The sequence below is a fragment of the Streptomyces phaeochromogenes genome, assembly GCF_001418655.1.
Classification (GTDB): domain Bacteria; phylum Actinomycetota; class Actinomycetes; order Streptomycetales; family Streptomycetaceae; genus Streptomyces; species Streptomyces phaeochromogenes.
The window spans coordinates 15,601-39,989 of record NZ_LIQZ01000067.1; the positions used below are offsets into that span (position 1 = coordinate 15,601).

Below are 24,389 nucleotides of genomic sequence, written 5' to 3' on the forward strand. Positions count from 1 at the left end.
TCGGAATAACGGCTGATCAGCTCAGGGCTGCCTCATCTCCATGAGGCAGCCCTGGACGAGATCTCCGTGAGGGCAGCCCTGGACGAGGCACGTACCCTCGTCCAGGAACTGCCTCGGCACGGCACCCACAGGAGCTCTCGTGACGTATGACATCACCGCCCTCCGCGCCCAGTTCCCGGCACTGAGCGCCGGAACCGCGCACTTCGACGGCCCGGGTGGCACGCAGACCCCGCAGCCCGTCATCCGTGCCATCGCCGACGCGTTGGCGCAGCCCCTGTCGAACCGGGGGCAAGGGACGCCGGGGGAGCGGAACGCCGAGAGCATCGTCACCAAGGCCCGCCAGGCGATGGCCGATCTGTTGGGAGCGCAGCCGACAGGGATCGTCTTCGGCCGCAGTGCCACCCAGCTCACCTACGACTTCTCCCGTGCCCTCGCCAAGACGTGGTTTCCCGGGGACGAGGTGGTCGTCACCCGTCTCGACCATGACGCCAACATCCGGCCATGGATCCAAGCCGCCGCCCAGGCCGGGGCCACCGTGCGCTGGGCCGACTTCGATCCCGCCACCGGAGAACTGACCGCCGCCGACGTCCGTGCCGTCCTGTCCCCGCGCACCCGGCTGGTCGCCGTGACCGCAGCCTCGAACCTCATCGGCACCCGGCCCCCGATCGCCGAGATCTCCGGCCTGGTGCGCGATGCCGGAGCGCTCACCTATGTCGACGGCGTCCACTACACCGCCCACACGCTGGTCGACCTGGAGCGGCTCGGCGCGGACTTCTTCGTCTGCTCCCCGTACAAGTTCCTCGGCCCCCACCACGGAGTCCTCGCCGCCCGGCCGGAGTTGCTGGAAACGTTGCAGCCGGACAAGCTCCTGCCCTCCACCGACGCGGTCCCGGAGCGCTTCGAACTGGGCACACTGCCCTACGAGTTTCTCGCGGGCACGGAAGCGGCGGTCGAATTCCTCACCGGCCTCGCCGGCGTCGATACGGAGACCGCAGGAACGCGACGACAGCGCCTTGCCTCGGCATTCATGGCGCTTGAGGCGCATGAACAGGCCCTGCGCACACAGCTCGACAAGGGCCTGTCCTCGCTCCCGGGTATTCAAGTCCACTCCAGGGCGGTCCATCGCACTCCCACCCTGTTGCTCACGTTCGAGGGCCGCTCGTCGACTGAGGCCTATCGGTTCCTCGCGGAGCGTGGCGTCCACGCGCCGTCGGGGTCCTTCTACGCGATCGAGGCATCCCGTCGACTCGGCCTCGGCGACACCGGTGGCCTCCGGATCGGCCTGGCCCCCTACAACAACGGTGAGGACGTCGAACGGCTCCTGGAAGGCCTGTCCGAGTTCCTGACGCACTGAGGGGAGCCCTCGACCTCGTTCACGGGGCAGGCGGTAGCGCCGGATCCGCTCCCCACGCCGCCGCGCACAGTGACCGGTCGACCTCCTCGGTGTAGTGGGCCGCCGCGAGCCAGGCACGGGCGAACCGGTTGATGTCGGCAGGGACGAGACGGCCGAAGACGTCGCGGGACCGGTCCGCCGCTGCCGAATGGAGTTCGTCGAGGAGGTCCCCGGCGCAGGCGAGACCGTGGCGGCCCAGGCGCCGGCTGTCGGTTGCGCTGTCTCCGGGGAACGCGAGCACGCGACGGCCCGCCGAGGCCGCCTGGTGGACACGACGGCGCAGGAGATGCAGCGGCGCCTCGTCCGGGGCGGGTGAGGATCCGGCGGGTGCCGTCGCCGGGGCCGGCAGGTCCGCGTGCTGGAGGCGGTCGAGACCCAGGTCGAGATGGGTCCCGGGATCACGCGGGTGGTCGGTGGCGAGGAGCAGCGCCCGGGGCAGGGGAGACGGGTCGAGCCGGGCGACGACACGCAGTCGGGTGCCCGGAGCGGCCGAGAGGAGACGGAGGTTGTCGCGGTAGGGCAGCGCGGGGTGGTCATGGGCGGCGGAGAGGCGGAGCGTCAGTCCGTCGCAGTCGGCGAGCAGACAGTCCCCCGCCGCCTCGCGGACCGTACCGATGAGGGTCACGTCGAGGAACAGCAGGCCGTCCCCGCCGGTCAGGGCACGTGATACCTGATCGGTGACGGGCAGTTCCCACAGGCCGGCGAGAGGGTCCTCGCGCCAGGCGGCGCCGGACGCGCGCACCGCCCGTACGCCCGCTCCCGCACCCAGTCGGCCCGTCGGGGAGACGGTCGCGCCGGACACGGCGAGCCCGGCCCGTGACAGTTCGCGGTGGGTGAGAGCCGTGTCCCCGATGCGTACGGACCGGTCGGCCGCACCCACCGCCCGGCCGGGCCCTCCCGGGACGACATCCGACACCGTGTAGAGGCGGCCCTCGGCGTCGGCGGTCCAGGTGACCGCTCCCGCGTATCCGGTCGCCGTGAGGACGGGCTCGGAGAACAGCCCGTACAGCCGCAGGGATCCGTCCGGGGCGTACGGCTGTCGTGCCGTGCCGCGAAGGGTGGCGAGTTCGGGGCCGGTTGAGCCCGGAAGGCGATGGGCTGTCACGAGGACTTCGCGGAGAGCGGCGGTCAACTCGGCGAGACGGTACGCCGGATCGGCGCCGCGGGCGGCGCGCAGTTGCGTGACCACGGAGACCGCCGAGGCGGCGATCCGGGGCAGACCGCTGATCCGCGCGGAGTGAGCGGCGCGCAGCAACTCCGCCTGCAGCACGGCGCCTGACCCGTCCGTACCGGCTTCGAGTACGGCGGCAGCGGCGTCGTACATGGCTTGCGCGGCGGCGCGTTGGTCGGGGGTGGGCAGCTCGGGCTCCGTGGGTGACGCGGACCGGGTGTCCGGCGTGCCGGGCGCCTCCTCGCCGACCGATGCAGGCTCGGCGTCCGGTAGCGACTGCGACTGCGACTGGGGCTCGGGCTCGGGCTCGGCGATCGGTGCCGCCGAGGCCGCAGCCGCGCGGTGCAGGCAGTCCGGTGCCAGCAGGCAGCCGCAGCGGATGGCGTCCGTGCTGGTCACCGTGCCGCCGGGGGCGTGCAGTTCGAGATGAGTGTCGTCGTCGACGGCGATGCGTACGGTGTCGCCGTCGCGGACGGACGGTCTTCCCGCCAGCTTGGTGATGCCGGCGTCCAGCCGCTTGCGGAGCCGGGGCGTGAGCCCTTGGACGAGTTCGGCGGTCACGGCCGGGGCGACCGGAGGCAGGTCGAGGCTCAAGAGACTTTCTCCCCTACCCAGCGGGCGAGTTCGAGTGGGCTGAGGGCGGCGACGGGCATGCCCGCGGCGACGAGTTGGCCCGCGACGCCGGTCGAGTACCGAGGGCGGCCGGAGTCGTCCAGACTCGCGCAGCCGAGTACGTGGCAGCCTGCCCCGACGAGACTGCGGACTTCGGCGAGCAGACCACCGATGGGATAGCCCTCCTCGAAGTCGCTGATGACCACGACGAGGGTGCGGGACGGCACGGTGACGAGTTCGCGGGCGTGGCGCAGCCCGGCGGCGATGTGGGTGCCGCCGCCCACGCTGACCTCGAGGAGCAGCGACAACGGGTCGTCGACATGGCCGGTGAGGTCGATGACCTCCGTGGAGAAGGCCAGGAAATGCGTGGACAGGGTTGGCACTCCGGCCAGGACGGAAGCCGTGAGGGCCGCCCAGACCGTCGAGGCCTCCATGGACCCCGACACGTCGGTGACGAGGATCAGCCGCCAGTCCGCGGCGCGTTTGGCGCGCGAACGGAAGACGGGGTGCTCCGGGATGACCTGGACGGTGCCGTCCGGGCCGCGGCGCGCGGTCGCGAGGTTGGCGCGCAGTGTGCGGGGCAGATCGAGGCCGCCGCCCGGCCGTCGGCTGGGGCGCGGCAGGACCGCGCCGTGCAGCGCGGGACGCAGTTGTGTCGCCAGTTCCCGCGTCAGCGCCTCGACCAGGCGGCGGACCAGCGGGCGCAGGGCGGCCAGTTGCGCCTCGGGCAGTCCTCCCGCGTGCTGGAGCACGGTGCGCAGCAGGTCGACGGAGGGCCGCACGACGTCCGGGTTGAGCTCGGCTATCACGTCCTTGCGGCCCGACGCCGCTGCCGCCGCCAGCACCTCTTCCCGGATGCCCGGTCCGAACAGGGCGGCCAGTTCCTCGGACCACTCGCGCACTCCCGGGTACGAAGCCTCCCGGCCACCCCCGTCGCGTCGGCGAGGTCCGGTCAGGTCGCCCCTGCTGCCCTCGCCGCGTCCGCTGCCGTACAGCTCGTCCAGCGCGGTCGCGAACGCCGAGGCCGAGTGCGGCAGTTGATCCGTACGACGGCCGAGTACGAGCCGCCAGCGGTCGGCGGACGCGAGGACGTGATTCTCGGGGGAGTGCTGAGCACCTCGCTCGGTTGCTGAGGTTGCTTCGGTTGCCTCGGCTGGTTCGGTTGCCTCGGCTGGTTCGGTTGCTTCGGGGTTTTCGGGCGCCGGGACGAGGTCGTCCCCCTTGTACTGAGGCAGTAGCCCGAGCGTGCGCAGGGCGGCGCGGGCCGCGAGGTCCGCGCGGGTCCAGGTGGCGAGTGCGGCGGGGTCGACGCCGCCGGTGTCGGTCAGATGCGTGGTGGCGAGGCGCTCCTCGACGGTGTCGAGGAGCCGGTCGCGGGCCGCCGGACTGAGGCTGTCGAAGCCTCCCCGGAGTGAGGGGAGCCGGTCGAGGAACTGTCGGTCGGGCATCCCGACGATGCGGTTGAGCAGCGGTTCCAGGGCGGGAGCCGCCGCCTCCAGGAGCGGGCCCGCGGCGGTCAGCACCCCGATGAGCCGGTCGGTGAGGGCGGTCCGGGCCTCGGGAGTGTTCGCCGAGTCGACCCAGGAGGCGATGCGATCGCCCAGAACATGCGGGTCCTCGTGACCGAGGAGTACGCGTACGGCTCCGGCGGCGCCGCGCATCAGCGGGGAGCCGTCGGCGGCCAGCCGGGCGAGCGCGTCGGCGAGCCGTATGCCGCCCAAGAGGTCCGCGCGATGGGCGAGTTCGAGCAGCGCGTGCGCGTCGGCCCGGTCCTCGGAACCCGTGAGACCGTCCACCTGCCGCACCGCCGCGGCGGTCAGCAACTCGGCCACGGTGGTCACCGTGTCGGTACGTTCCTCGTCGGCACCGAGGCCTGCGACGTGACCTGCCCGCAGTCGGTCCAACAGGGCCAGGCCGGCGAGGAGTTCCGGCAGTGTGGCGGACTGCGGGAGCACGTCGCGGACGTCGGCGAGGCGTTCGTCCGTGAGCGTGGGCAGGCCGCACTCCGCCGCCTGCCGAAGGCCGTGCAGGGTCTGCGCGGCCGTGGGCCCGCCCTCGTCCCGCTCCGCGCGCCGGCGTTCGCGCAGCATCCCCTCGGCAGCCTGCGCGGGGGTGACTCCTCGGACACCGGCCGCGGTCAGCATGGCCGCCGTGGCGGGCGTCCAGCGCACCTCCCAGCGAGAGGTCAGCGCCTCGGACCCGCCTGCCCCGACGACCTCCTTTTGATCTCCGTACGGCACACCGCACACGGTCAGGCGCTGCAGCAGGAGCTCACGGCGGCTGTCCAGGTCGGAACGCAGCGGATCCAGACGCAGATCCCGCGTGGTGTCGGCGCCACGGCTGTCGGGTCCGGGCAGTCCCAACGCCGTCAACTCCGCCTCCACCGCCGGAGCGAGTCCGCTGCGGGGAGCTCCGGGCGCCGGGCGGCCCCCGCGTGTTCCCACGAGCACCCGCTCCATCGCCTGTGCGACGGCTCGGCCGCGCCCGTACGGCTCACCCTGTGTGAGTACGGTCTGCACCGCTTCGACCAGCTCGCCCCGGCCGGCCGCGGGAAGTCCACGCAGCCGGGCGAGGTCCCCCGCGAGACGGCAGATCTCCCGGGCGTCGGCGGGGCCCGACGGGTGGCCGAGGGCGCGCAGTTGGGCACAGATCTGTACGGCGGCACGGGTCAGGGCGTCCTCCAACGCGGCAGGGTCGCCCGCCGCGCCCAGGACCAGGTGCTGCCATTCCGGGTCCCGGATGCCCGCCGGGTAGCCGGACCGCTCGTCGAGAAGCGCGTATGTGTAGGGGATGAGCGACGTCGTCCATGCCGGGGCCTCGGCGTCCGGGCCGACGGGGACGGGCGATCGGGGTTTCGCCGGTGTGCCCGGTGACGTCAACGCCGGGGCGTGGAAGGCGCCGACGAGCACGGCGGCGCGTTCGCCGTTCGCGGTGGCTGCGGCCAGCCGGGCGCGCATCCACTCCTCGCGCCGCAGGTCCAGCTCGGGCACGCCTCCGGATGCGGCGGCGTCCTCACGCAGCGCCCAGCCCGTCAGGAGGGCGGCCCGCCGCAGCGCTTCGGGCGGCGAGCCAGGGGCGGTGGCCTCGACAAGGCGGTCCCACAGGTCGTCACCGGTACGGCCCGTGAGCCGGGCTCGTAGCGCGGTGGCGAGGCCGGTTCGGTGGGACGTCTCGTGGACGTCGACGGGATCGGGAGCGGTGGGTGTCTCGCCGGTGGTGCCTCGGTCGGAGGCGGGTGTCTGCGTTGATGGGCTGCCGGGGCCGCCGGGCGGCTGTGCGGACGTCGGATCGGTGGTCGGGCCGGGCTGCTCCGGAGCCGAGCCCTGGTCCGTACCGTCGTCCGGGCCTGCGGAGGCATGCCGTTCGGTACTCCACGCCCGGTCGGCGAGCGGCAGGTCGCACGCGACGACCGGCACGTCGTGCCGCGCGGCCCAGCGCACGGCGGCGAGTTCGGGCGAGAAGTCGGCGAACGGATAGAAGGCCGGGCCCCGGCCGCCGCCCCCGTCGCGGGGAGCGGCGGCGAGGGCGACCGGGGCCCGCGTCTCCTCGTGACCGAGCCAGGGCAGCCATTCCTGCATCTCGTCGGGGAGTTCGACGAGCAGCACGTCCGGCTTGGCCGCGTCCAGCAGCGCGGGCACGGCCGCGGCCAGGGACGGCGCGTGGTGCCGTACGCCGATGAGGTAGGGCGCCGCCGGGTCGGTGAGGGCCGCGACGGCTTCGTCGGGGGAGAGGGGCACGGTGGTCAGTCCTCCAGGACGGTGCGCAGGTCCCACAGGGTGCGCCAGGTGGCGGAGCCCTGCTCGGCGCGGCGCCTGACGGGGCCGTCCCAGTAGCCGCGCAGCCGGGCCGCGTCGGCGGGGTCGTCCTTGCGGACCACGCCGAGGAGGTGACCCGGCAAGAGTCCGAGGACGTCACGGTCGCCCGGGAAGTAGGCGGCGGCGAGCCCCAGCGCGCCCGCCACGGACACGGCTTCCGCGGTGCTCATCACCGTGGAGGGCCGCTCGACCTCCCACCCTTCATCGGACCGGCCCTCCCGCAGGTCCCGGAAGGCCGTGATGAGCGCTTCCAGTACGGCGTCGTCGACCCGGAAGGGTGCTCCGGCCCGCTCGACCGAGGCACGTGCCTGACTGCGTACGAGCGCGGTCTCGGCGTCGAGGTCCGCGATGGGACCGACGGTCTCGAAGTTGAAACGCCGCTTGAGCGCGGCCGACATCTCGGATACCCCCTTGTCGCGCAGGTTGGCCGTCGCGATGAGGCTGAAGCCGGGGGCCGCGTGGGCCAGGGAGTCCTCGGTGCCCGCCAGTTCGGGTACGGCGATGCGCCGCTCGGAGAGCAACGACACCAGCGCGTCCTGCACTTCGGGCAGACAGCGGGTGACCTCCTCCACCCGGGCGACCGCTCCCCGGGTCATGGCGGTCAGGACGGGCGAGGGCACGAGGGCCTGCCGGCTGGGCCCCTGGGCCAGCAACAGGGCGTAGTTCCAGCCGTACTTGAGCTGGTCCTCCGTCGTGCCCGCGGTGCCCTGGACGACCAGGCCGCTGGTGCCGCAGACGGCGGCGGACAGCAGCTCGGACAGCATGGACTTGGCGGTGCCGGGCTCGCCGACGAGCAGCAGTCCGCGCTCGCCGGCGAGGGTGACGACGCACCGCTCGACCAGGGCCCGGTCGCCGACGAACTTGCCTTCCACGACGAGGCGCCGCGGCACACCCTCGGGCGTCGGGGCGTCGTCGGGCAGCCGCAGGGCCCGGCCGTCGCTGCCCATGACGAACGTGACGACGGCACGGGGCGTGAGCCGCCACGCCGGTGGGCGCGGCCCGTCGTCGTAGGCGGCGAGGAAGGCCAGCTCGGTGGCGTGCCGGTCCTCGGGCGGGGTGATCTGGCGGGCCGTGTCGGCGGCCAGGGTGGTGGTCATCGGTGGTCCGTCCGGTCGGGTCGGGAGGTCGTCAGCAGGGGGGTCGTTGTACGGGGAGCCGTCATCCGGGGAGCCGCCGGCAAGGGTTCGTCCGGTCGGCTCGGGCGACGGCCGTCGGCGGCGGTCATCGGCGGCTGCCCTTCCGGGTGGCGCGGGTGGTGAGCTTCTCGTAGGCGGGCGCGTCGCCGTCCTGGACGCGCTGCCAGGCGCGGGCGAACAGGTCGGGCACCGGGAGGCGGGGCACGGCACGCGAGCGGTCGGGCACCGGGTAGAGGCCCTCCTTCCAGGTCTCCACCGGCAGGGCGGGGGACTTGAGGTCGCGCCAGCCGCAGGGCAGGAAGAGGGTGCGCCCGGCGCGCGGTCGCTTCGCCTCGACGACCAGGTCGGTGGCCGCCAGTTCGGTGCGGGCCTTCTTCAGCCTTGCGGGCTTCCAGCCGGTCCAGCGGGCGCAGTTGCGGTCCGTCGGATCGGGCAGGGCCAGCAACTGGAGGTAGAGCGCGGCCGCGTCCTCACCCAGACCGTGTGCCGAGGCCACTTCGGCGACCAGCGCGGGAGCGACGACGGTGGGGTCCTGTGCGTGACCGACGGGTCCCTCCGGGGCGAGACCGGCCGCCAGGACGCGGTCGAGTCCGTCGTCGAGGATCGTGCGCAGGGCCTGGAGGCCACCGTCGCGGTCCGGACCCACCAGGCCCTCCAGGAGCCCGAGAACCGCGTCGTCCGGACCGGTGATCGCGGCAGGGCGGAGCAGGACCGTCTCCTGATCGCCGTACCAGGGGCGCAGCACGAGAGCCTCCCCGACAGGCGTCAGACCGTGTGCGTCGGCGCCTCCGGTGGGGGGAAGCCCGTACGCCTTGCGCAGTTCGACCGCCGTCGAGCCGCCCTTGTCCGTCCACTCGACGTCGAGGTCGAGCAGCAGCCCGGGGTCGGTGAGACGGCGGCGCAGTGCGGCCAGGCCCTCGGGCAGGAGGGCGCGCAGCGGGTCCCCGTACGGCAGGCCGTAGGCGAGTGCGGTCAGCGAGGCGACGGCACGGGTCAGGTCGTACCGTCCGGGCAGCGCCGCGGGGTCCGCGGCGACGAGATTGCCGTCCTTGTCCGGCCGTTGCACCGTCGTGCGGCTGAGCCAGGGGGTGAGCCCCGGATTGAGCACGGCCTCGGCGGAGCCGGCGGGCAGACCGGCGAGATCGGCCGCGAGGTCCTCGGGCAGGCGGACGACGGAACCGAGGCGCTCGGCCCACACCCGGCCCGCTGCCGCGATGTCCGGTCCGGTCGTCCACAGATCGGCAGGGTCCTCGGGCAGCAGGGCGCTCAGGAGGGCGAACCGGTCCTCCCGGCCGAGCGACGACAGGCGGCCGTTGCCCAGGTCCATCTGCCGGGGCTTCAGACCGATCGTGGCGAGTACGTCGGCGCTGGGGTTCTGCGGACGCGCGGCGAGGAGCACGGTGGCCTGGACGGGGCCCAGACCGCCGTGGGTCGCGGCGGCGAACGCGGCGGGTGCATCGGAGTGCCAGGGGGCGGCGCCCTTGTCCCGGATCATCCGGGTGAGGGCGGCCAGCCCGTCGGCCGGGAACGCCGACGGCACTGCGGTCTCCTTGTCCAGGGTGAAGTGGGCGACGGCGCCGAACGCACCCGAGGGGTCGTGGTCGAGGGCGAGCCAACTGACCCGGTTGCGCTCGGAGTCGACGTTCTGGCAGCCGAGGAGGACCACGGTGCGTCCGTCCCGGCGGAGTACCTGACCGGCACGTTGCTGCTTGGTGTGCGGCTCGCTCAGCAGGATCTCGCGCAGCCCGTTTCCGGGTGCGGCCAGCGGTCCTTCGGCGACCGCCTCCAGCAGCAGGAGCAGGGATTCCCGTTCGGCGTCGGTCAGGGTGGGTGTGGCGGTCCGGAAGGCCAGCGGTCGCAGCACGGCCAGGATCGACGGCCACACGATGCCGATGTCGGGGATCGTGCGCTCCTCGCTCCGCCAGCCGTCACCGAGGGCGCCCGTCTGTGCCAGGTCGGGCAGCGGCTTGCCCTCGGCGGGCCGTCCGGACAGCACGTGGTTCACGGACCGGATCTGGCGCAGGGCGGTCCACGCGTGGTTGCCTCCCCACCATCCCCCCAGATCGGCGATGCCGGCGGTGACCGCGCGCAGGGTGCGGTCCTCGCCGTGCTTGGGGCGGTAGTCCGCGAACATCCCCTCGTTCTGGCGCTGTTCGGGCCGCTTCTTCTCGACCGGCGGTGCCACGAACGCGGCAGCCGTCCCGGCGAGGTGGAGCGCCGCACGGACCAGGGCGGACACGCCGATGAGCAGCCGCTCGTCGGTGAGGCCGGACAGGGCCCGCGACACGGCAGGCCGAATGAAGTCGTCCACCGACGGGACGACGGGCTTGCCGTCGACGGTGGTGTTGGCGGCGTCGCCGGCCTTGACGATCTGTGCCTCACGCTCGGTCAGGGCCTGGGCCGCGGCACGCAGCACGTCGGCCGCTGCCTCGTCGGTGAGCGCGCGCAGCACGGCGGACGCCCGTTCGTCACGGGGGCGCAGCGAGTGCCAGAAGGCCAAGGGCGGTACGAGCCGTGTGCCGGCGGCGTACTCCCCGCCCCGCTGACCGGGTGTCACCCGGCCGAGTTCGCCGGTGGCGGAGGTGTCCTCGGAGGCGAACAGCACAACATGCTGGTGGAGGTACGCGGCGACGGGCTCGGCACCTCCGGGCAGTCGGAGCGCCCCGAGAGGGAAGCCGGCCGCCCGCAGGGTGACGGTCCGGCCGTCCGGCGTACCGGCGGTCGTCCGAGCTTCGGCGCCTTCGCCCTCCGAGCGCACCCAGCGGCCGAGCACCGAGCCGTCGGTGCCGAAGGGGCTGTGTTCGAGGCCGGGTTGCAGCGGCAGGACCTCGCAGTGGTGCTGAAGGAGCGCGGCGTCCTCGCGGATGCCGGACCGCAGGAACGCGGGCAGGGACGCCCGTCCGTGCGTACCGGTGACCGGGTCGTACTCCAGCCAGACCTGCTGTCGGCCCTGCCTGCCCTGGCGCCAGCAGGTCGTGCCGTCACCTATGACGGACCGGCTCGGCGGCAGGACGGTGTCGCCGGCGTGCAGGGTGCGTCCGCCGGTGGCACGGCCGCCGCCGGTCAGGGGGATGGAGGGGGCACCGGCATCGTTGCCGTACCAGTGGGGCAGTTGCTCGCCGCCGAGGGTGAACACCTCGGACGGCCGGGCCGACCAGTAGCCGAACTGCTTGCTGTCCTGCCGCCACATCACCAGCAGTTCGCCGTCGGTGTAGCGGAACTGCGGTTGCTGCCAGCGGTCCAGCTCGACGGGCAGGCGCAGGTCGTGGTCGAGCAGCACCTTGTCCGGTCCGACGACGACGGCCTTGTGCCTGCGGGAGAGGATCAGCGCGGGCCAGGCCTCGGTCAGGCGCAGTGGGTCGTCGTCGCGGCTGCGCCTGCGCCCGCTCCTGGTCTTGGTGTTGGAGTCCGTGTCGGTATCGGTGTCGAGGAGGTGCAGCGCCTCGTCCAGGGCGGGCCAGCCCAGTTCGTCGGGGATGCCGGACCGCAGGGTGCGGCCGAGCAGCGGCGCGATCTCGTGCTCCGCGATACGCGCGACCGCTTGGGGGCTGACCCGGGCGGCGACCGGACGGAAGGGGCGCAGGCGGTTGAGTGCCGTGCGGGCGCCGGGCAGACCCGTCGAGGCGCGGAACGTCTCGGCCGCGTCGTCCAGCCACTCGCGCAGCACCTCGCCCAGTACGGGATGGGAGGCGAGGGCCTCCAGCACTCCGGCGAGTGTCCGGTCGTCGCTCAGCGCATCGATGGCCCGGTGCAGCAGGGGCCGGAAACGCGGATCCGCGGCCGTGGCGGTCAGGTCGCGCCCACCGGACTCACGATCGCGAAGCCAGCGGTCGAGGGACAGATACACGTCCTTGTCAGCGTCGGGCATGGCGAGGGGAACGCCCTGTGCCACGCACAGGTCCAGGAGGTCGAGGTCGGCACCGGCGTGCCAGCGGCCCGTGAACAGGTCCACGGCCCGGCCGTCGGCACGCAGCCGCGGCGCCATCCGTTCGACGAGCTGGAGAGTGAGCGGGGAGCGGCTGCTGACCGTGCCGCCGTGCTTGCGGTGGGCGGCCCAGCGGCTGAGCCACTCCGCCGCGTCGACGGCTCCCGTCTGCTCGCCGTCCTGACTGGCCCCACTGTCCTGACTGCCGTCGCCTTCCTCGCCGTCCTCGCCGGTGAGGAGGCGATCGGCGCCGCTCTCCGCGAGCAGCGTCAACCAGAACTCGTCGTCCTTGACCTCGCGTCCCAAGGTGGTCGGCATGATCTCCAGCAGCCGGGCCCGTACGGCCGGTTGCCGCTCGGCGAGGACCGCGAGGGTGGCTCGGTAGGCGGTCCAGAAGGAGACGGGCGCGCGCACAGCGGCGGGCGAGGCGACCAGGTCGGCCACCAGGGCACATTCCTCGGTGACCCGGGACAGCCCGGCGGCCTTGATCAGACCGCGGGCGTCCTGCGGCAGCGACGCGTACGGAGGCATGCCCGCCGCGCAGCGCTCCACACACAGCTGCCGGAACTGCGACCACGCCGTGGCGGCGTCGAGCCTGTGGGCCAGATCCTTCACATACTCCTTGAGCGCCTTGACCGTCAGCGCTCCGGCGAAGGCGAACTCCAGGAACACGGCGCGCTGCCGATCCTCGTCGACGGCGAGTGCGTGCACCCGCTCGGCCTCGCGGGCCTTGCCGAAGAAGGCGGCGGCGTACGTCGTGTTCTCGTGCTGGAGGAAGATCCGGGCGGCCTGCTCGTAGAAGGTGGGCAGGAAGTGCGGCACTGCCCGGCCGAGCCGCTCGCCGAGCTCCTCGAAGCCCTCTTTGGCGGTGCCGGGGCGGGACTTGGCCTGGCGTGCGAGCCGCTCGACGTCCTTGACCAGGGCCAGTGCGTGGTGGCCGTTGGCCGGGTCGTTGACCAGTGCCCAGGCGGGGAAGCCGAGGGTCTCCCGGCGCACCTGGCCGACCTCGGGGGTCTCCGGTTCGCGGGCCAGACCGAGGAACTCCAGGGCCAGGTCTTCTGCCTCGCCGAGGGTGCCCGGCACGAGACGGACGGCGAGCCGGCCGTCCAGCGCGGGGTGGGTGTACGTCCGTACGGTGAGGGAGTCGGCGTCCTCGCCGGTGGTCGTGCCCACGGGCAGGACTGCGCCGGCTTCCAGCAGCGCGGTCGCGGTGGTGTGTGCGTAGGTGGTCATGCCGCCTGCTCCTCGTCCTCGATGTCACGCCCGGCGAACAGTGCGGCAGCCATGCGCATGCCCTCCGACCAGGCGACGGGCCCCACCTGACCGAGCTTCAGCACCTTTCCGGAGCCGTCGGTCCACATGAGGGGGCCGGTCTCGGTCTCCTCGTAACCGTCGTAGTCGCCGATCCAGACGCGGGCCTCCACGCCGCGCGCGTCCTCCCGCACGGAGCAGACGGCGTTGCCGCCGCGCACGCGGTAGCCGAGCTGGGTGGTCCTGCCGTGCAGGAAGCGCAGTTGCTTGAACGCGCCGCCCGCGTAGTCCTCGACGGTGGTGGCCTCGGCGTCGAGGCCCGCGGGGCGCCGCCACACCTCGCGGAAGAGCTGCTGGGCCCGCTGCTCGACGCCGAGTTCGACGGCGAACTCCCGCAGATCCTCAAGGTCGTCGAGAAGGACGGGGTGGGGGAGGTGGACGAGCTCGGGGGCGATGCGGACGCTGTCTCCGTCGAGGTCGACAAGACCGAGCCCGCGCTCCAGGTCGGCGTCCCGGAGGAATCCGGCCACTTCGCCGTCCGGACCGGTGACGACGAGATCGCGCAGCGCGCTCTGCCAGGCGGGATCCGGCCACACCCGGGCGATGACGGCGAGGGGCACGGGAAGCGAGCGCACCATCCACTTCTCGACGTCGGCGAGGCACTGGCGTTCGTGCCGTTCCAGCCACTCGGCGAGCTGCCGCAGTCCCATGACCGCGGGATCGTCCGCGAGTTTGGCCGGTACCGACTTCAGCTGCCGCCCCGCGGCGTTGCGGCACACCACCTTTCCGCCGTCGAGGCCGACCTCGTAGTCGCCGGCCATGACCCACCCCATATGTGCCTCCCCGCACTTCACTGACCCGCATTTCACTGATCAAGTGACCGGAACTCTAGGTGAGACCACTGACAACGCCTGCTCCGAGCCCCCTGGGACCTGTCTCCGGGCCGACTTCGAGTCCGAAGTCGGTAAGTCCCCAGTACCCTGCGGACTTTCGAGGTGTCAGGGGAAACGGGGGGCGCGGGATGGGACGTCAGGATCTCGCGGACGCGCTGGACGACGAGCTGGGGAAGCGGCTGCTGCCCCCAACCGCGGTGCGGGCGCTGGGACGTTGGCTGGCCGGATCCGGCGCTCAGTACGTGACAGGTGCCGGCGGCCACGCCGTGGAGTACGTGCCCGCGCAGTGGTCAGGCATCGAGCCATGGCCCGTTGAACTACCCGAGCGGTCGCGGACAGGAACAGCGAGAATCAGCCGCGACCAGGTGGCCGCCTCGACCCGCGGGGCGGCAGAGCGCTCGCAATGGTCCGAGGCCCTGGTCGCGTCGTACGTATGGGGGCAGGGCCGGACCGGCTACGGTCCGCACCGTCTCAAGGAGATCCTGGCGGAGCCCACTGTCGACGACGCGTTGGCCGCGGCCGGTGCCACCCTTCGCGCGGAGGGAGCCGTCGCGGCGTACCACGGCCTCCGCGGGGCGGTGAAAGGACTGGGACCGGCGTTCTTCACCAAGTTCCTCTACTTCCTCGACCAGCGCCGCGTCCTCGACCATGGCTGCTCCCTCAACCTGACGGCGGATGCTCCGGCCGCTCCCCGCGCGCTGATCCTGGATCAGCGGGTCGCGCGGGTGATGAGGGCTCATGCCGCGTGGGTGGGCGCGGACATGGGACTGGCCACCGCGTCGGACGTGGCCGCCTGGATCTGGTCGGACAGCGGCTGGACCTCCCATCGGTACGGGGTGTACCTGGGGTGGATCCACTCCGCGACCGGGCAACTCGCCGCCGCGGGGATCGGATGGCCCGGGTCACGCCCGGACGTGCTGGAACTGGCGTTGTTCGACGGTGTCTGGATTCCCGCGTCCTGACATCTGGCACATCTGGCGCGGAGGAGTGCCTGACCTGCCTTCTTTCGCCCTGTTCGAATCTCGTGGACCGGCGGTCGTGTTCACACGCACTCTTCATTCGTCACAACAACCACACACCTCGGGAGAGACACCATGCGTACCCGCCGCCTAGCCCTCCTGTGCAGCACCGCCGTACTGGCCCTCGGAGGAAGCCTCGCGGTCGCGCCCTCCGCGAGCGCCGCGGTCGCCGAGACGAACTGCAACTACATCTCCGACACCGCCCGGCCCACGGTCCGTCCCAACGACGAGGGCAACGCGGTTCGCCAGGTGCAGTGCCTCATCAACTACTACAGCAAGTACTCCGACTGGCTCGACGTGGACGGGGACTACGGCCAGGCCACCGCGCGGGGCGTGTACTACGTGCAGACCTGTAACGCCACCGACGGCGGTGCCGACGGCATCGTGGGTCCCAGCACGTGGAACCGCCTCTACAACCCGAAGCCCGCTTGCGCGCTGTAGGGCACTCCTCCGTTCCACCGGCTGCCCGCTTCCCGACCGAAGGAGCGGGCAGCTTCGACCGGCCCGGCCCCCCCCCACAGGAGGAATCACGCGATGACGGTCCCGGACTCGAACCCCGAAGGCTCCCGGAGCACAGCCGGCACGGCGTCCCCGGTGTCGCGACGCGTGTTCCTGGGTGCGCTCGGAACCGCCGCCGCGTTGAGCGTCGTGCCCCGCCCATCCGAGGCCGCTGCCGCCTCCGCCGCGTACACCTTACGCACGCGCGCGGCCTGGGGCGCGAACGAGACGCTGCGGTACGCCGCCGACGGTACGGAGATCTGGCCGCCGGAGTACTACCCGGTCCAGACCCTCACCGTGCACCACACCGACGACGGGAGCACCGACCCGGACCCGGCCGCCGTGGTGCGCGCGATCTACCGCAACGACACCGTCGGCAAGGGCTATGGGGACATCGGCTACAACTTCCTGATCGACAGGAACGGCCTTGTGTACGAAGGGCGTTGGTCCGGTACCGACGGCGTGCCCGCGCACGACGCGTCGGGGCGGATGGTCACCGGAGCGCACGTCCAGGGATACAACAGCGGAAACCTCGGAATCGCCCTTCTGGGGACGCTGACGACCACGCCCCCGACGACCGCCGCACGCACCGCGCTCATCCAGCTCCTGGCCGAACTGGCCGAGCGTCACGCGATCGCCCCCTTGGGGAAGGTGTCCTACGTCAATCCGGTGAGCGGAGCCGCCCGCGTCGCGCCTGCCATCGGCGGTCACCTCCACTGGGCTGCCACAGACTGCCCGGGTACGGTCTTCGCAGACATGCCCGCCATACGCGCAGAGGTGGCCGCCCTGATCCAGGGCTGACAGTTCGGGCGTACACGGCACTGACCCCGCTGTGTGCGCCCGAAGGATGATCCGTTCCAGTCATTGTCTTCACGAGGGCCGGCGCGGCATCGTCTGCGGCACCGGGCAGGAATCACGCATGGGGGGACCGTGCTGCGTATCCACTTCACGTCGGAGGATCTCGTCCGAACGCGGCTCGCCTGCCGCCCCGACCCCTTATGGGAGATCGCCGCCAGTCTGCACCGGTTGCAGTCCCAGCTCGGGCGCTGGGCCCATGCCGCCTGGTACCGCGACGCCCGCGCCGCCATCTCCGCACAGCAACTGGGCTCCGTCGTACGGACGTTGCTGTTTCCGCTGTTCCCCCGAGCGACGTACTTCCCCGACTTCCTCACCCCGGCCGAGGCGGGCCATGGCCTGAAGAGCGGGCTGGACGCGATCCTCGATACACCGCCCGGCCGGGTCCGGCACGAGATCGGTCTGCTGGCACAGGTGAGGAAAGTGCCGACGGACATGTACCGCCTGGCCGACAAGGACATGCGCGGGGACCTGGTCGCGGCGCTGCGCAAGTACCACAACGCGGCCATCGCCCCCTACAGCGACCGTATGCAGGCCCGCGTCGACGCCGAGTGCGCCCGCCGGGGCCGCGATCTGCTGCTCGGCGGACCGGAAGGGCTGCTCGGGGGACTGGGTCCCGCCATGCGCTGGAGAGCCCCCGTCCTCGAAGTGGAGTACGTGGGCGGTGTCGATCGCGATCTGCACCTGGGTGGCCGCGGCCTGGTCCTGATCCCCTCGTACTTCTGCTGGCAGAAGCCGGTCTCCTTCGCCGACCCCGATCTGCCGCCCGTCCTGCTGTACCCGCTGGCATCAGGCGGTCCCATTCCCCAACAAAGCCCGGCCGAGGCGCCGTTGTCGGCGTTGCTCGGACGCACCCGCGCCGCGGTTCTGCTCGCGGTGACGTACGGCGCCACCAACTCGGAGATCGCTCGCGCGGTCTCGGTGTCCCCCGCCAACGCCAGCCACCACACCACGGTGCTGCGCGACTCGGGACTCATCGCCAGTCACCGCCACGCGAACACCGTCCTGCACACCCTCACCCCGCTGGGAGCGGCACTCCTCCGCCTTCCCGACCAGGACCGCCAGATCACGGCGCAGGACGGCTGAATCCCGGAGTTCGGTTCTCCCGGGGCGGCCGTGACGCCACCGGGCCGTCCACAGTACGGTCGCACGCAGGACGGGAGACGCCGGAAGAGGAACACCCCATGAGCCCGAACGCAGCTGACACCGCACGCCTGGAGGACGCGGTGCTCACGCGTGCCGCGCAGGCGGGTGACGTCACTGCCCTGGGGCAGCTGCTCGAACGGCACCGGGCAGGCATGCGCGCGGTGGCACTGAGCATCCTGGGACCGGGGCCCGATGTCGACGACGTACTCCAGGACGCGGCCGTGACCGCGCTCCGGCGGGTGGGCGACGTCCGCGATCCGGCGGCCATCGGCGCATGGCTGCGGATGATCGTGCGCAACGGGGCCCGTTCCCTGTTGCGGGGCTCCGTGGCCTTCCGGCCGATCGACGATCTGCACCTGCCCTCCACGGACGCCGGACCGGAGCGCCTGCTGGAGCACCATGCGATGCGGGACTGGATCTGGGAGGCCGTCGAAGAGCTTTCCCCCGCACTGCGACTGCCCCTGGTGCTGCGTCACTTCAGCACAGGGGTCACGTCCTACGAGCGGATAGCCGACGCGTGCGGAGTCCCGGTGGGCACGGTCCGCAGCCGGCTGAACCAGGGACGGGCCAAGCTCGCGACCGCCCTCGCCGCCACCGCCGACGCCCCGCACGGCGACACCGCGCGACGCACCCGCGCGAGCCGGGTCGAGGCGCGCGAGACCCTGGCCGCAGCCGAGAGCGGACGGTTCGGTGCGCTCCTGACAGAGCGCTGGTCGCCCGAGATCGCCCTGCTCAGGGGGAACGAACCGGTGGGTGACCGGAGCCTCCTCGTGCGCGGCATGGACGGCGACCTCGATGCCGGCGTACGGCAGCGCCTGGCCCATGCCGTGGCCGGCCGGTCCCTCGTCGTGTGGGAGATGGACCTCCTCGCCCCCGCCGACGATCCCGATCACTGCCCGCCCTCGGTGGCCTGGCTGATGACCCTGGACGACGCCGGCCGTCCGCACCGGCTGCGCCTCGTGCACCCCAGGCCGGTCCAGGCCCTCCAGGCGCTCGCTCCGATGTGACGGGCGTCACGTAGGCCGGGTCGAACTTCGTCCTCCCTCCGGCGTCCTGCCGGTGTCATCGACACCTGCCGGAAACGGAGACCCCATGACCACCTCCTCACTGACCAACCCCCTGGACGCCGGAACGCACACCGTCGAGATCGACGGAGTCGTGCAGCGCTATCACGTCCACGGCACCGGACCGGTGTGCGTCGCGCACCCCGGCGGACCGGGCATCTTCTGGGAGTACCTGCGCATGCCCGCGCTGGAGCGGCACCTGACGATGGTCTACCCGGAGCCGGTCGGCACCGGCGCCTCCGGCACACTGCCTTCCCACCCGCACGGCTACACCCGGCCCCGCTACAGCCGGTTCCTCGGGGCGCTGATCGACCACCTCGGCGTGCCCGAGGTGCACCTCCTGGGGCACTCGCACGGCGGCTTCGTCGTCCAGTACCACGCCCTGAACCACCCGGAACGCATCGCCGGGGTGATCCTCTACGACAGCGCCCCGCTGACCGGTCCCGAACATGGGGCCGAGGCCATGCGCCTGGTCCAGCTGTTCGCCGAGCGGCATGCGGACCACCCCGGACTCCCCGAGGTCCTCGCGGCCTTCCAGTCCATCCCCACGATCTCCGACGACGCACAGATGACAGCCGTCGCCAGGGGACTGCTCCCCTCGTACTTCGCCGACTACTGGGGCAGGGAGGAGGAGTTCGCCCCCCTGCGTGCCTCCGTGCGGGCCACGCACATCTCCGGGCTGGACGAGAACCTCGCCCCGCACGTCATCGACGACCGTGCGGACCTCGGCTCGCTCACCGTGCCCGCCCTCGTCGTCGTCGGCCGCCACGACGTCATCTGCGGGGTGCGGTGGGCCGAGGAACTGCACGCCCTGATCCCTCGATCGGAACTGCTGATCCTGGAGAACAGCGGGCACTTCGGTCACATCGAGGAACCGGAGGCCTTCTCACGGGCAGTCACACGCTTCGTGAACTAGGCCATTTGGCAGAAGCCCGTGCGGACGGTCCGACCTAGTTTGTACCTGCCCGGAAGCTTCCGACGAACAAGGAGCAATCGCATGAGCACCGTGAAGAACATCGTTCTCGTACATGGAGGATTCGTCGACGGCTCGGGCTGGCAGGCGGTGTACCGCCTTCTCACCCGCGACGGCTTCAACGTCAGCGTCGTGCAGAACCCGACCCACTCCCTCGAAGGCGACGTGGCGGTCACCCACCAGGTCCTCGACTCGCAGGACGGGCCGTCCGTGCTCGTCGGCCACTCCTACGGAGGGGCTGTGATCACCGAGGCCGGCCGGCACGACGGTGTGGCCGCGCTCGTCTACATCGCGGCCTTCGCACCGGACAAGGACGAGTCGGTCGGCACCCTGATCGCGGACCCGGCTCCCGGCGCGCCCGTTCCGCCGATCCTGCCGCCCCAGGACGGCTTCCTCTTCCTGGACCGCGAGAAGTTCGCCGCGTCGTTCGCGGGCGACGTGCCGCCCGAGGACGCGCAGTTCATGGCCGACTCGCAGGTTCCCTGGGGCCTGGGAGCCCTCAACGGAACGGTCACGGAAGCCGCCTGGCGTGCCAAGCCGAGCTGGTATCTCGTCGCGACCGACGACCGCATGATCCCGCCGCCGGCGCAGCGTGCGATGGCCGAGCGAACCGGAGCCACCGTCGGCGAGGTCGCCGGCAGCCACGCCATCTACGTCTCCCAGCCGGAAGCCGTGGCGGAGCTGATCAAGCAGGCCGCCGCCCACCAGGCGTAACCCCCGCACGGGACGGCCCGCCGCAACGAGCGAGAGCTCTCACGAATCCCGACGGGATTTCGTGCCACCAGAGATGCCGGCAGAAAGCAGAGAACCGAGAACATGCGCAAGAAGGTCGTACGTCGAGGAATAGTCGCCGCGGGCACCGCGGGTGCCGCGGCGGCTGTCCTCCTGACAACGTCGGCGTCAGCGGCGCCGACGGCCACCCCGAAGGACCCTGCCAAGCCGACGGTGGTGCTCGTGCACGGCGGCTTCGCCGACGCGTCCGCGAGCTGGAACGACGTGATCAAGCAGCTCCAGAAGGAGGGCTATCCGGTCGTCGCCCCCGCCAACCCGCTGCGTGGACTGCCGACCGACGCGCCCTACCTGGCGAGCGTCCTCAAGTCCGTCAAGGGGCCGGTCATCCTGGCCGGCCACTCCTACGGCGGCGCGGTGATCACCAACGCCGCGGCCGGCAACCCCAACGTCAAGGCGCTCGTCTTCGTCGCCGCGTTCGTGCCCGACAAGGGCGAGCAGGTCGGCGAACTCCTCGGCAAGTACCCGGGCAGCGAGATCCCCGACGCGGTCGACCCCGTGCCCTTCCCGAACCAGGACGGCAGCACCGGGTCGGACCTCTACCTCAAGGCCGACAAGTTCCGCAGCGCCTTCGCCGGAGACCTTCCGGTGTCGGTCACCAACGTCATGCACGCCGCCCAGAGGCCGTTCAGCGCGTCGTCCCTGACCGATGTCACCCAGGATGCCGCCTGGCACACCATTCCCTCCTGGGGTCTGGTCGCGACCTCCGACAAGGCCATTCCGCCGGCACTGCAGCGCTTCGAGTACCAGCGCGCCCACGCCCGTGGCACGGTCGAGGTCCGGGGCGCCTCCCACTCCGTCATGATCAGCCACCCGGAAGCCGTCACCAAGCTCATCGAGCGGGCCGACCGCGGCACGCGCCGATAGACAGTCACCACCGAGTGGCGGCCCGCCTGTTCCCCTCCGCAGGCGGGCCGTCCGGCGACGAGCAGTCACGGAGTCGAAGGCGTGCTGTCTTCAAGCGCAGGCGGCGAAGTCGACCGGGTCAGGCCCGTCAGAGCGTCGCGCAGTCCGGCGCGCGAGGTGACGTTCAACTTGCGGAAGACACTGCGCAGATGGGCGGCCACGGTTCGGGGAGACAGGAAAAGCCGCGCGGCTATCTGCTTGTTGGTCAGCCCGGTGGCGGCCAGTTGCGCCACCTGCCGTTCCTGCGGGGTCAGTTGGGAGGGCGGGGCCGTGCCGGGTATGACCGTCCTGATGGGGATGCCGCTCGCCCGCAGCTCGTTGCCCGCTCGCGCGCTCCAGGGAGCGGCTCCCAGGCGTTCGAACGTGCGAAGAGCGGCTTCGAGGTGCACGCGGGCCTCGACGCCCGCCTTGGCCCGGCGCAGCCTTTCCCCGTACGCCAGACAGATCCGGGCCCAGTCGAACGGCCATCGCTCGGCGCCGGGCGTGGCGATGGCGGCCTCGAACAGTTCATGGTCCACGAAGTCCGGGGTGGCGATCGCCTCGGCGGCATCCGTCAGCATGGCCAGGCGCGGCGAGATCGACGGGATGTCGGTCTTTCTGACCGCCGCGACGTGCGAGGCCGCTTCGGAGTGGCGGCCGGAGTGGGCGGCGGCCTCGGTGAAGTCCAGCAGGAGCCACAGGGCATGCGGCATGTGCGGCGGCAGTTGCCCGGGGGTGCCCACTTCGCCCAGGAAGCGGTAGGCGGCATCGAAGTCCGCGCTGCCGAGCGCCGACAGCGCCCGGATGTGGGAGGCGTAGACGCGGAGCATGCCCAGGCCCCGCGGGTTCCCCCAGGAGATGAGGCGGTCCGCGACCTGTCGTGCGGTGGTGCTGTCTCCTTGTGCGGCGGCCACCAGCCCTTGCAGGAACCGGGCAGTGCATCCCAGCACACGGTAGTTGTAGGTCGCGCACCACCCGAGACCTTCGTCCGTGGTCCTGCGGAGTTCGTCCCACTGTCCGCTGGTGTACGCGTCGTTCGCCAGGAGGAAGAGCGCCTCGATCGCCGAGGTGATGGCGCCGCCGTTCCGGCCGTCGTCGATGACGCGCCGCAACGCGCTGCGGCAGCCCGGCAGTCGGTCGACATACGTGGCGGAGACGGCGGCCCGGACGATGCGCGTGGGGTCGGTCTCCTGGTGCAGGCCGGAGATGAGCCCGTCGAGACCGTCCAGTACGGACAGTGCCGCGTGGGCCGGATCGCCGAAGGCGCCCCGCATCACCGTCAGCAGGGGATCCGAGGAGCACGGCCGGCATCGCGCGACGGCACGGTCGAAGGCGCGCCACAGATCGGGCCGTCCGCCGAAGAAGCACACCCCCAGCAGGGCGTGCAGCGCCTCGCGGAGGACGGTGTCGTCCGCCCCGTCGGGCAGGTCGCGGTGGTCGACGGCGCCGACGAGAAGCCGGTGGGCGGTGTCCACGTCGCCCTCGCCGTTGAGGAGTTGGCTGGCCGCGGCGACGGCGGCGGCCAGGGAGTCGGCGCCGACCGGATCGGCGCGGCCGGCCCGGTCCAGCAGCGCGCGTACGTTGCGGAGGTCGCCGGTGATGTTGGCGCCCAGGTAGGCCGCCTCGGCCAGCCTTCGACCCTTGGCCGTCCCCGTGCTGCTCAGCTCCGAGGCGCGCAGCAGGGTGGTGACGGCACCGACGGCGTCACCGCGGTGCAGGGTGCTGTAGGCCACCTGGTGCAGGAGGGCGGCCACCTGGTCGTCGGGGCCCACGGCCGCTTCGGCGAGATGCCGGGCCCGGCGTTCGGATCCTTCCGGGAGTTCCGCGGCCAGCGCCAGATGTCCCCACCGGCGTTCCGCGCTGGTCGACAGATCCATGACCGCGGACCGGGTGAGCGGATGCCGGAAGACCAGCCGGCCCGTCAGGGTGTCGACCTGCACGAGCCCGTTCCTCTCGGCAGGACACAGTTCCGTCAGACCGTCCGGGTCGCCCATGGCCTGCCGGAGGATGTGCAGCTCGCCCGAGCCGTCCAGCACGGCGAGCAGAAGCAGTTTCCGGGTGGCGTCCGGGAGCGCACCGACCCGCGTGGAGAAGATCCTCTTGAGACGCTCGGTCAACGGCAGCACCGTCGGCAGCGTTCCTCGCTCCGACTGCTGTGCGTCGTTGAGCGAGACGGGCAACTCCAGCAGCGCCAGCGGATTTCCCCGGGCTTCCGCGACAAGACGCCGGCGGACCCTGGCCGCCATGGCCGGAAACCGCTCGGTCACCAACTCGTTCGCCGATACGTCGTCCAGGGGCTGAACCTCGTACGCAGGTATCCCCGTGCTGCTCAGGAACGACTCGTCGCCGGTCCGGGACGCGGCCAGCAGAGCGATGGAGCCGGTGGGAATGTAGCGGGCGACCGCACTCAGAATCGCGGCGCTCGGGCGGTCCACCCAGGCCACGTCATCGATGACGAGAGCAAGAGGACTGCTCTCGGAGGCGGCCCGGGACAGGAGGATGTGCACGGCGTTGGTGACGGCCGGCAGTTCGGTCGGCCGCCCCTCGGACAGCCCCAGGACCACTTGCAGCGTTTCCGCCTGCCGCGCGGGCAGGGCGGCGATCTCTCCGGCCAATGGCTGCAATATCTGGTTCAGTGCCGAGAAACTGACACCCTCCTCGAACTGGGAGCCGACGACACGCAGTACGCGGAAGCCGGATTCGGAAGCGCGCAGTGCCGCGGCTTCCAGCAGCGCGCTTTTGCCTACTCCGGCCTCTCCGGTCAGCAACAGCGCGGTACCCCTCGCGATCGCGGTGCCGAAGAGCCCGTCGATGATCGCCATTTCCGCTGACCGTCCGATGAGGCGACCGACCGAGTTCACACAGGAATTGCCAGTGCGATTCCTGTCGCCTTCCGGGACAGGCGGTGAAGGGGGTGCCATGAAGCCTCCCGTGATGGTCGGGCACGGTCTCCCGCTTCGGCGG

The 24,389-nt window shown here is 72.0% G+C and carries 15 protein-coding genes; 9 read left to right on the plus strand and 6 right to left on the minus strand.

Annotation, left to right across the window (positions count from 1 at the left end; translation table 11 throughout):
* Nucleotides 1-139: 139 nt before the first annotated feature.
* A complete protein-coding gene (locus AOK17_RS09575) occupies nt 140-1,354 on the plus strand; it encodes a cysteine desulfurase-like protein (protein WP_055611929.1) in 1,215 nt (404 codons plus the stop codon).
* A gap of 19 nt (nt 1,355-1,373) precedes the next feature.
* Here the strand turns inward: AOK17_RS09575 and AOK17_RS09580 are convergent, their stop codons facing one another.
* From AOK17_RS09580 to AOK17_RS09600, 5 genes are all read right to left on the minus strand, one after another.
* Nucleotides 1,374-3,158 (minus strand): hypothetical protein, encoded by a 1,785-nt coding sequence (locus AOK17_RS09580; protein WP_055611930.1) that lies wholly within the window; start codon nt 3,156-3,158, stop codon nt 1,374-1,376.
* Entirely contained in the window at nt 3,155-6,913 is a 3,759-nt protein-coding gene (locus AOK17_RS09585; RefSeq protein ID WP_107102341.1) for a DUF5682 family protein, read from the minus strand. Before AOK17_RS09585 ends, AOK17_RS09580 begins: the two co-directional genes overlap by 4 nt.
* Before the next feature lie 5 nt (nt 6,914-6,918).
* Nucleotides 6,919-8,088, minus strand: a complete 1,170-nt coding sequence (locus AOK17_RS09590) for an ATP-binding protein (protein WP_055611932.1) — start codon at nt 8,086-8,088, stop codon at nt 6,919-6,921.
* 124 nt (nt 8,089-8,212) lie between these two features.
* Nucleotides 8,213-13,285, minus strand: a complete 5,073-nt coding sequence (locus AOK17_RS09595; RefSeq protein ID WP_055611933.1) for a hypothetical protein — start codon at nt 13,283-13,285, stop codon at nt 8,213-8,215.
* Entirely contained in the window at nt 13,282-14,136 is an 855-nt protein-coding gene (locus AOK17_RS09600; RefSeq protein ID WP_055611934.1) for a DUF4132 domain-containing protein, read from the minus strand. Before AOK17_RS09600 ends, AOK17_RS09595 begins: the two co-directional genes overlap by 4 nt.
* A 188-nt stretch (nt 14,137-14,324) precedes the next feature.
* On the opposite strand from AOK17_RS09600, the gene AOK17_RS09605 reads away from it, so the two are divergent.
* The 8 genes from AOK17_RS09605 to AOK17_RS09640 all read left to right on the plus strand — a co-directional run bounded on the left by AOK17_RS09605 (nt 14,325) and on the right by AOK17_RS09640 (nt 21,407).
* Complete coding sequence (locus AOK17_RS09605; protein WP_055611935.1) at nt 14,325-15,158, plus strand: 8-oxoguanine DNA glycosylase OGG fold protein; 834 nt, start codon at nt 14,325-14,327, stop codon at nt 15,156-15,158.
* 132 nt (nt 15,159-15,290) lie between these two features.
* Complete coding sequence (locus AOK17_RS09610; protein ID WP_055611936.1) at nt 15,291-15,656, plus strand: peptidoglycan-binding domain-containing protein; 366 nt, start codon at nt 15,291-15,293, stop codon at nt 15,654-15,656.
* Nucleotides 15,657-15,749: 93 nt separating this feature from the next.
* The gene (locus AOK17_RS09615) at nt 15,750-16,514 is read left to right on the plus strand and encodes an N-acetylmuramoyl-L-alanine amidase (RefSeq protein WP_055611937.1); all 765 of its coding nucleotides are present in this window, start codon (nt 15,750-15,752) and stop codon (nt 16,512-16,514) included.
* 129 nt (nt 16,515-16,643) lie between these two features.
* Nucleotides 16,644-17,654, plus strand: a complete 1,011-nt coding sequence (locus AOK17_RS09620) for an ArsR/SmtB family transcription factor (RefSeq protein ID WP_055611938.1) — start codon at nt 16,644-16,646, stop codon at nt 17,652-17,654.
* A 98-nt stretch (nt 17,655-17,752) separates the two neighbouring features.
* Complete coding sequence (locus tag AOK17_RS09625; protein ID WP_055611939.1) at nt 17,753-18,721, plus strand: RNA polymerase sigma factor; 969 nt, start codon at nt 17,753-17,755, stop codon at nt 18,719-18,721.
* 85 nt (nt 18,722-18,806) lie between these two features.
* Nucleotides 18,807-19,694 (plus strand): alpha/beta fold hydrolase, encoded by an 888-nt coding sequence (locus tag AOK17_RS09630; protein WP_055611940.1) that lies wholly within the window; start codon nt 18,807-18,809, stop codon nt 19,692-19,694.
* An 81-nt stretch (nt 19,695-19,775) separates the two neighbouring features.
* On the plus strand, nt 19,776-20,465 hold the full coding sequence (locus AOK17_RS09635) for an alpha/beta hydrolase (protein ID WP_055611941.1): 690 nt from the start codon (nt 19,776-19,778) through the stop codon (nt 20,463-20,465).
* 102 nt (nt 20,466-20,567) lie between these two features.
* Nucleotides 20,568-21,407, plus strand: coding sequence for an alpha/beta fold hydrolase (locus AOK17_RS09640; RefSeq protein WP_055611942.1), 840 nt, complete (start codon nt 20,568-20,570; stop codon nt 21,405-21,407).
* Nucleotides 21,408-21,472: 65 nt separating this feature from the next.
* Here AOK17_RS09640 and AOK17_RS09645 read toward each other — a convergent pair whose 3' ends face one another.
* On the minus strand, nt 21,473-24,346 hold the full coding sequence (locus AOK17_RS09645) for an ATP-binding protein (RefSeq protein WP_063997194.1): 2,874 nt from the start codon (nt 24,344-24,346) through the stop codon (nt 21,473-21,475).
* Between the last annotated feature and the right edge of the window lie 43 nt (nt 24,347-24,389).

Excerpts from the sequence above, each read along its gene's own strand:
- AOK17_RS09590 (WP_055611932.1), bottom strand. The coding sequence starts at position 8,088 with ATGACCACCACCCTGGCCGCCGACACGGCCCGCCAGATCACCCCGCCC.
- AOK17_RS09595 (WP_055611933.1), bottom strand. The coding sequence starts at position 13,285 with ATGACCACCTACGCACACACCACCGCGACCGCGCTGCTGGAAGCCGGC.
- AOK17_RS09600 (WP_055611934.1), bottom strand. The coding sequence starts at position 14,136 with ATGGGGTGGGTCATGGCCGGCGACTACGAGGTCGGCCTCGACGGCGGA.
- AOK17_RS09605 (WP_055611935.1), top strand. The coding sequence starts at position 14,325 with ATGGGACGTCAGGATCTCGCGGACGCGCTGGACGACGAGCTGGGGAAG.
- AOK17_RS09610 (WP_055611936.1), top strand. The coding sequence starts at position 15,291 with ATGCGTACCCGCCGCCTAGCCCTCCTGTGCAGCACCGCCGTACTGGCC.
- AOK17_RS09615 (WP_055611937.1), top strand. The coding sequence starts at position 15,750 with ATGACGGTCCCGGACTCGAACCCCGAAGGCTCCCGGAGCACAGCCGGC.
- AOK17_RS09625 (WP_055611939.1), top strand. The coding sequence starts at position 17,753 with ATGAGCCCGAACGCAGCTGACACCGCACGCCTGGAGGACGCGGTGCTC.
- AOK17_RS09630 (WP_055611940.1), top strand. The coding sequence starts at position 18,807 with ATGACCACCTCCTCACTGACCAACCCCCTGGACGCCGGAACGCACACC.
- AOK17_RS09635 (WP_055611941.1), top strand. The coding sequence starts at position 19,776 with ATGAGCACCGTGAAGAACATCGTTCTCGTACATGGAGGATTCGTCGAC.
- AOK17_RS09640 (WP_055611942.1), top strand. The coding sequence starts at position 20,568 with ATGCGCAAGAAGGTCGTACGTCGAGGAATAGTCGCCGCGGGCACCGCG.
- AOK17_RS09645 (WP_063997194.1), bottom strand. The coding sequence starts at position 24,346 with ATGGCACCCCCTTCACCGCCTGTCCCGGAAGGCGACAGGAATCGCACT.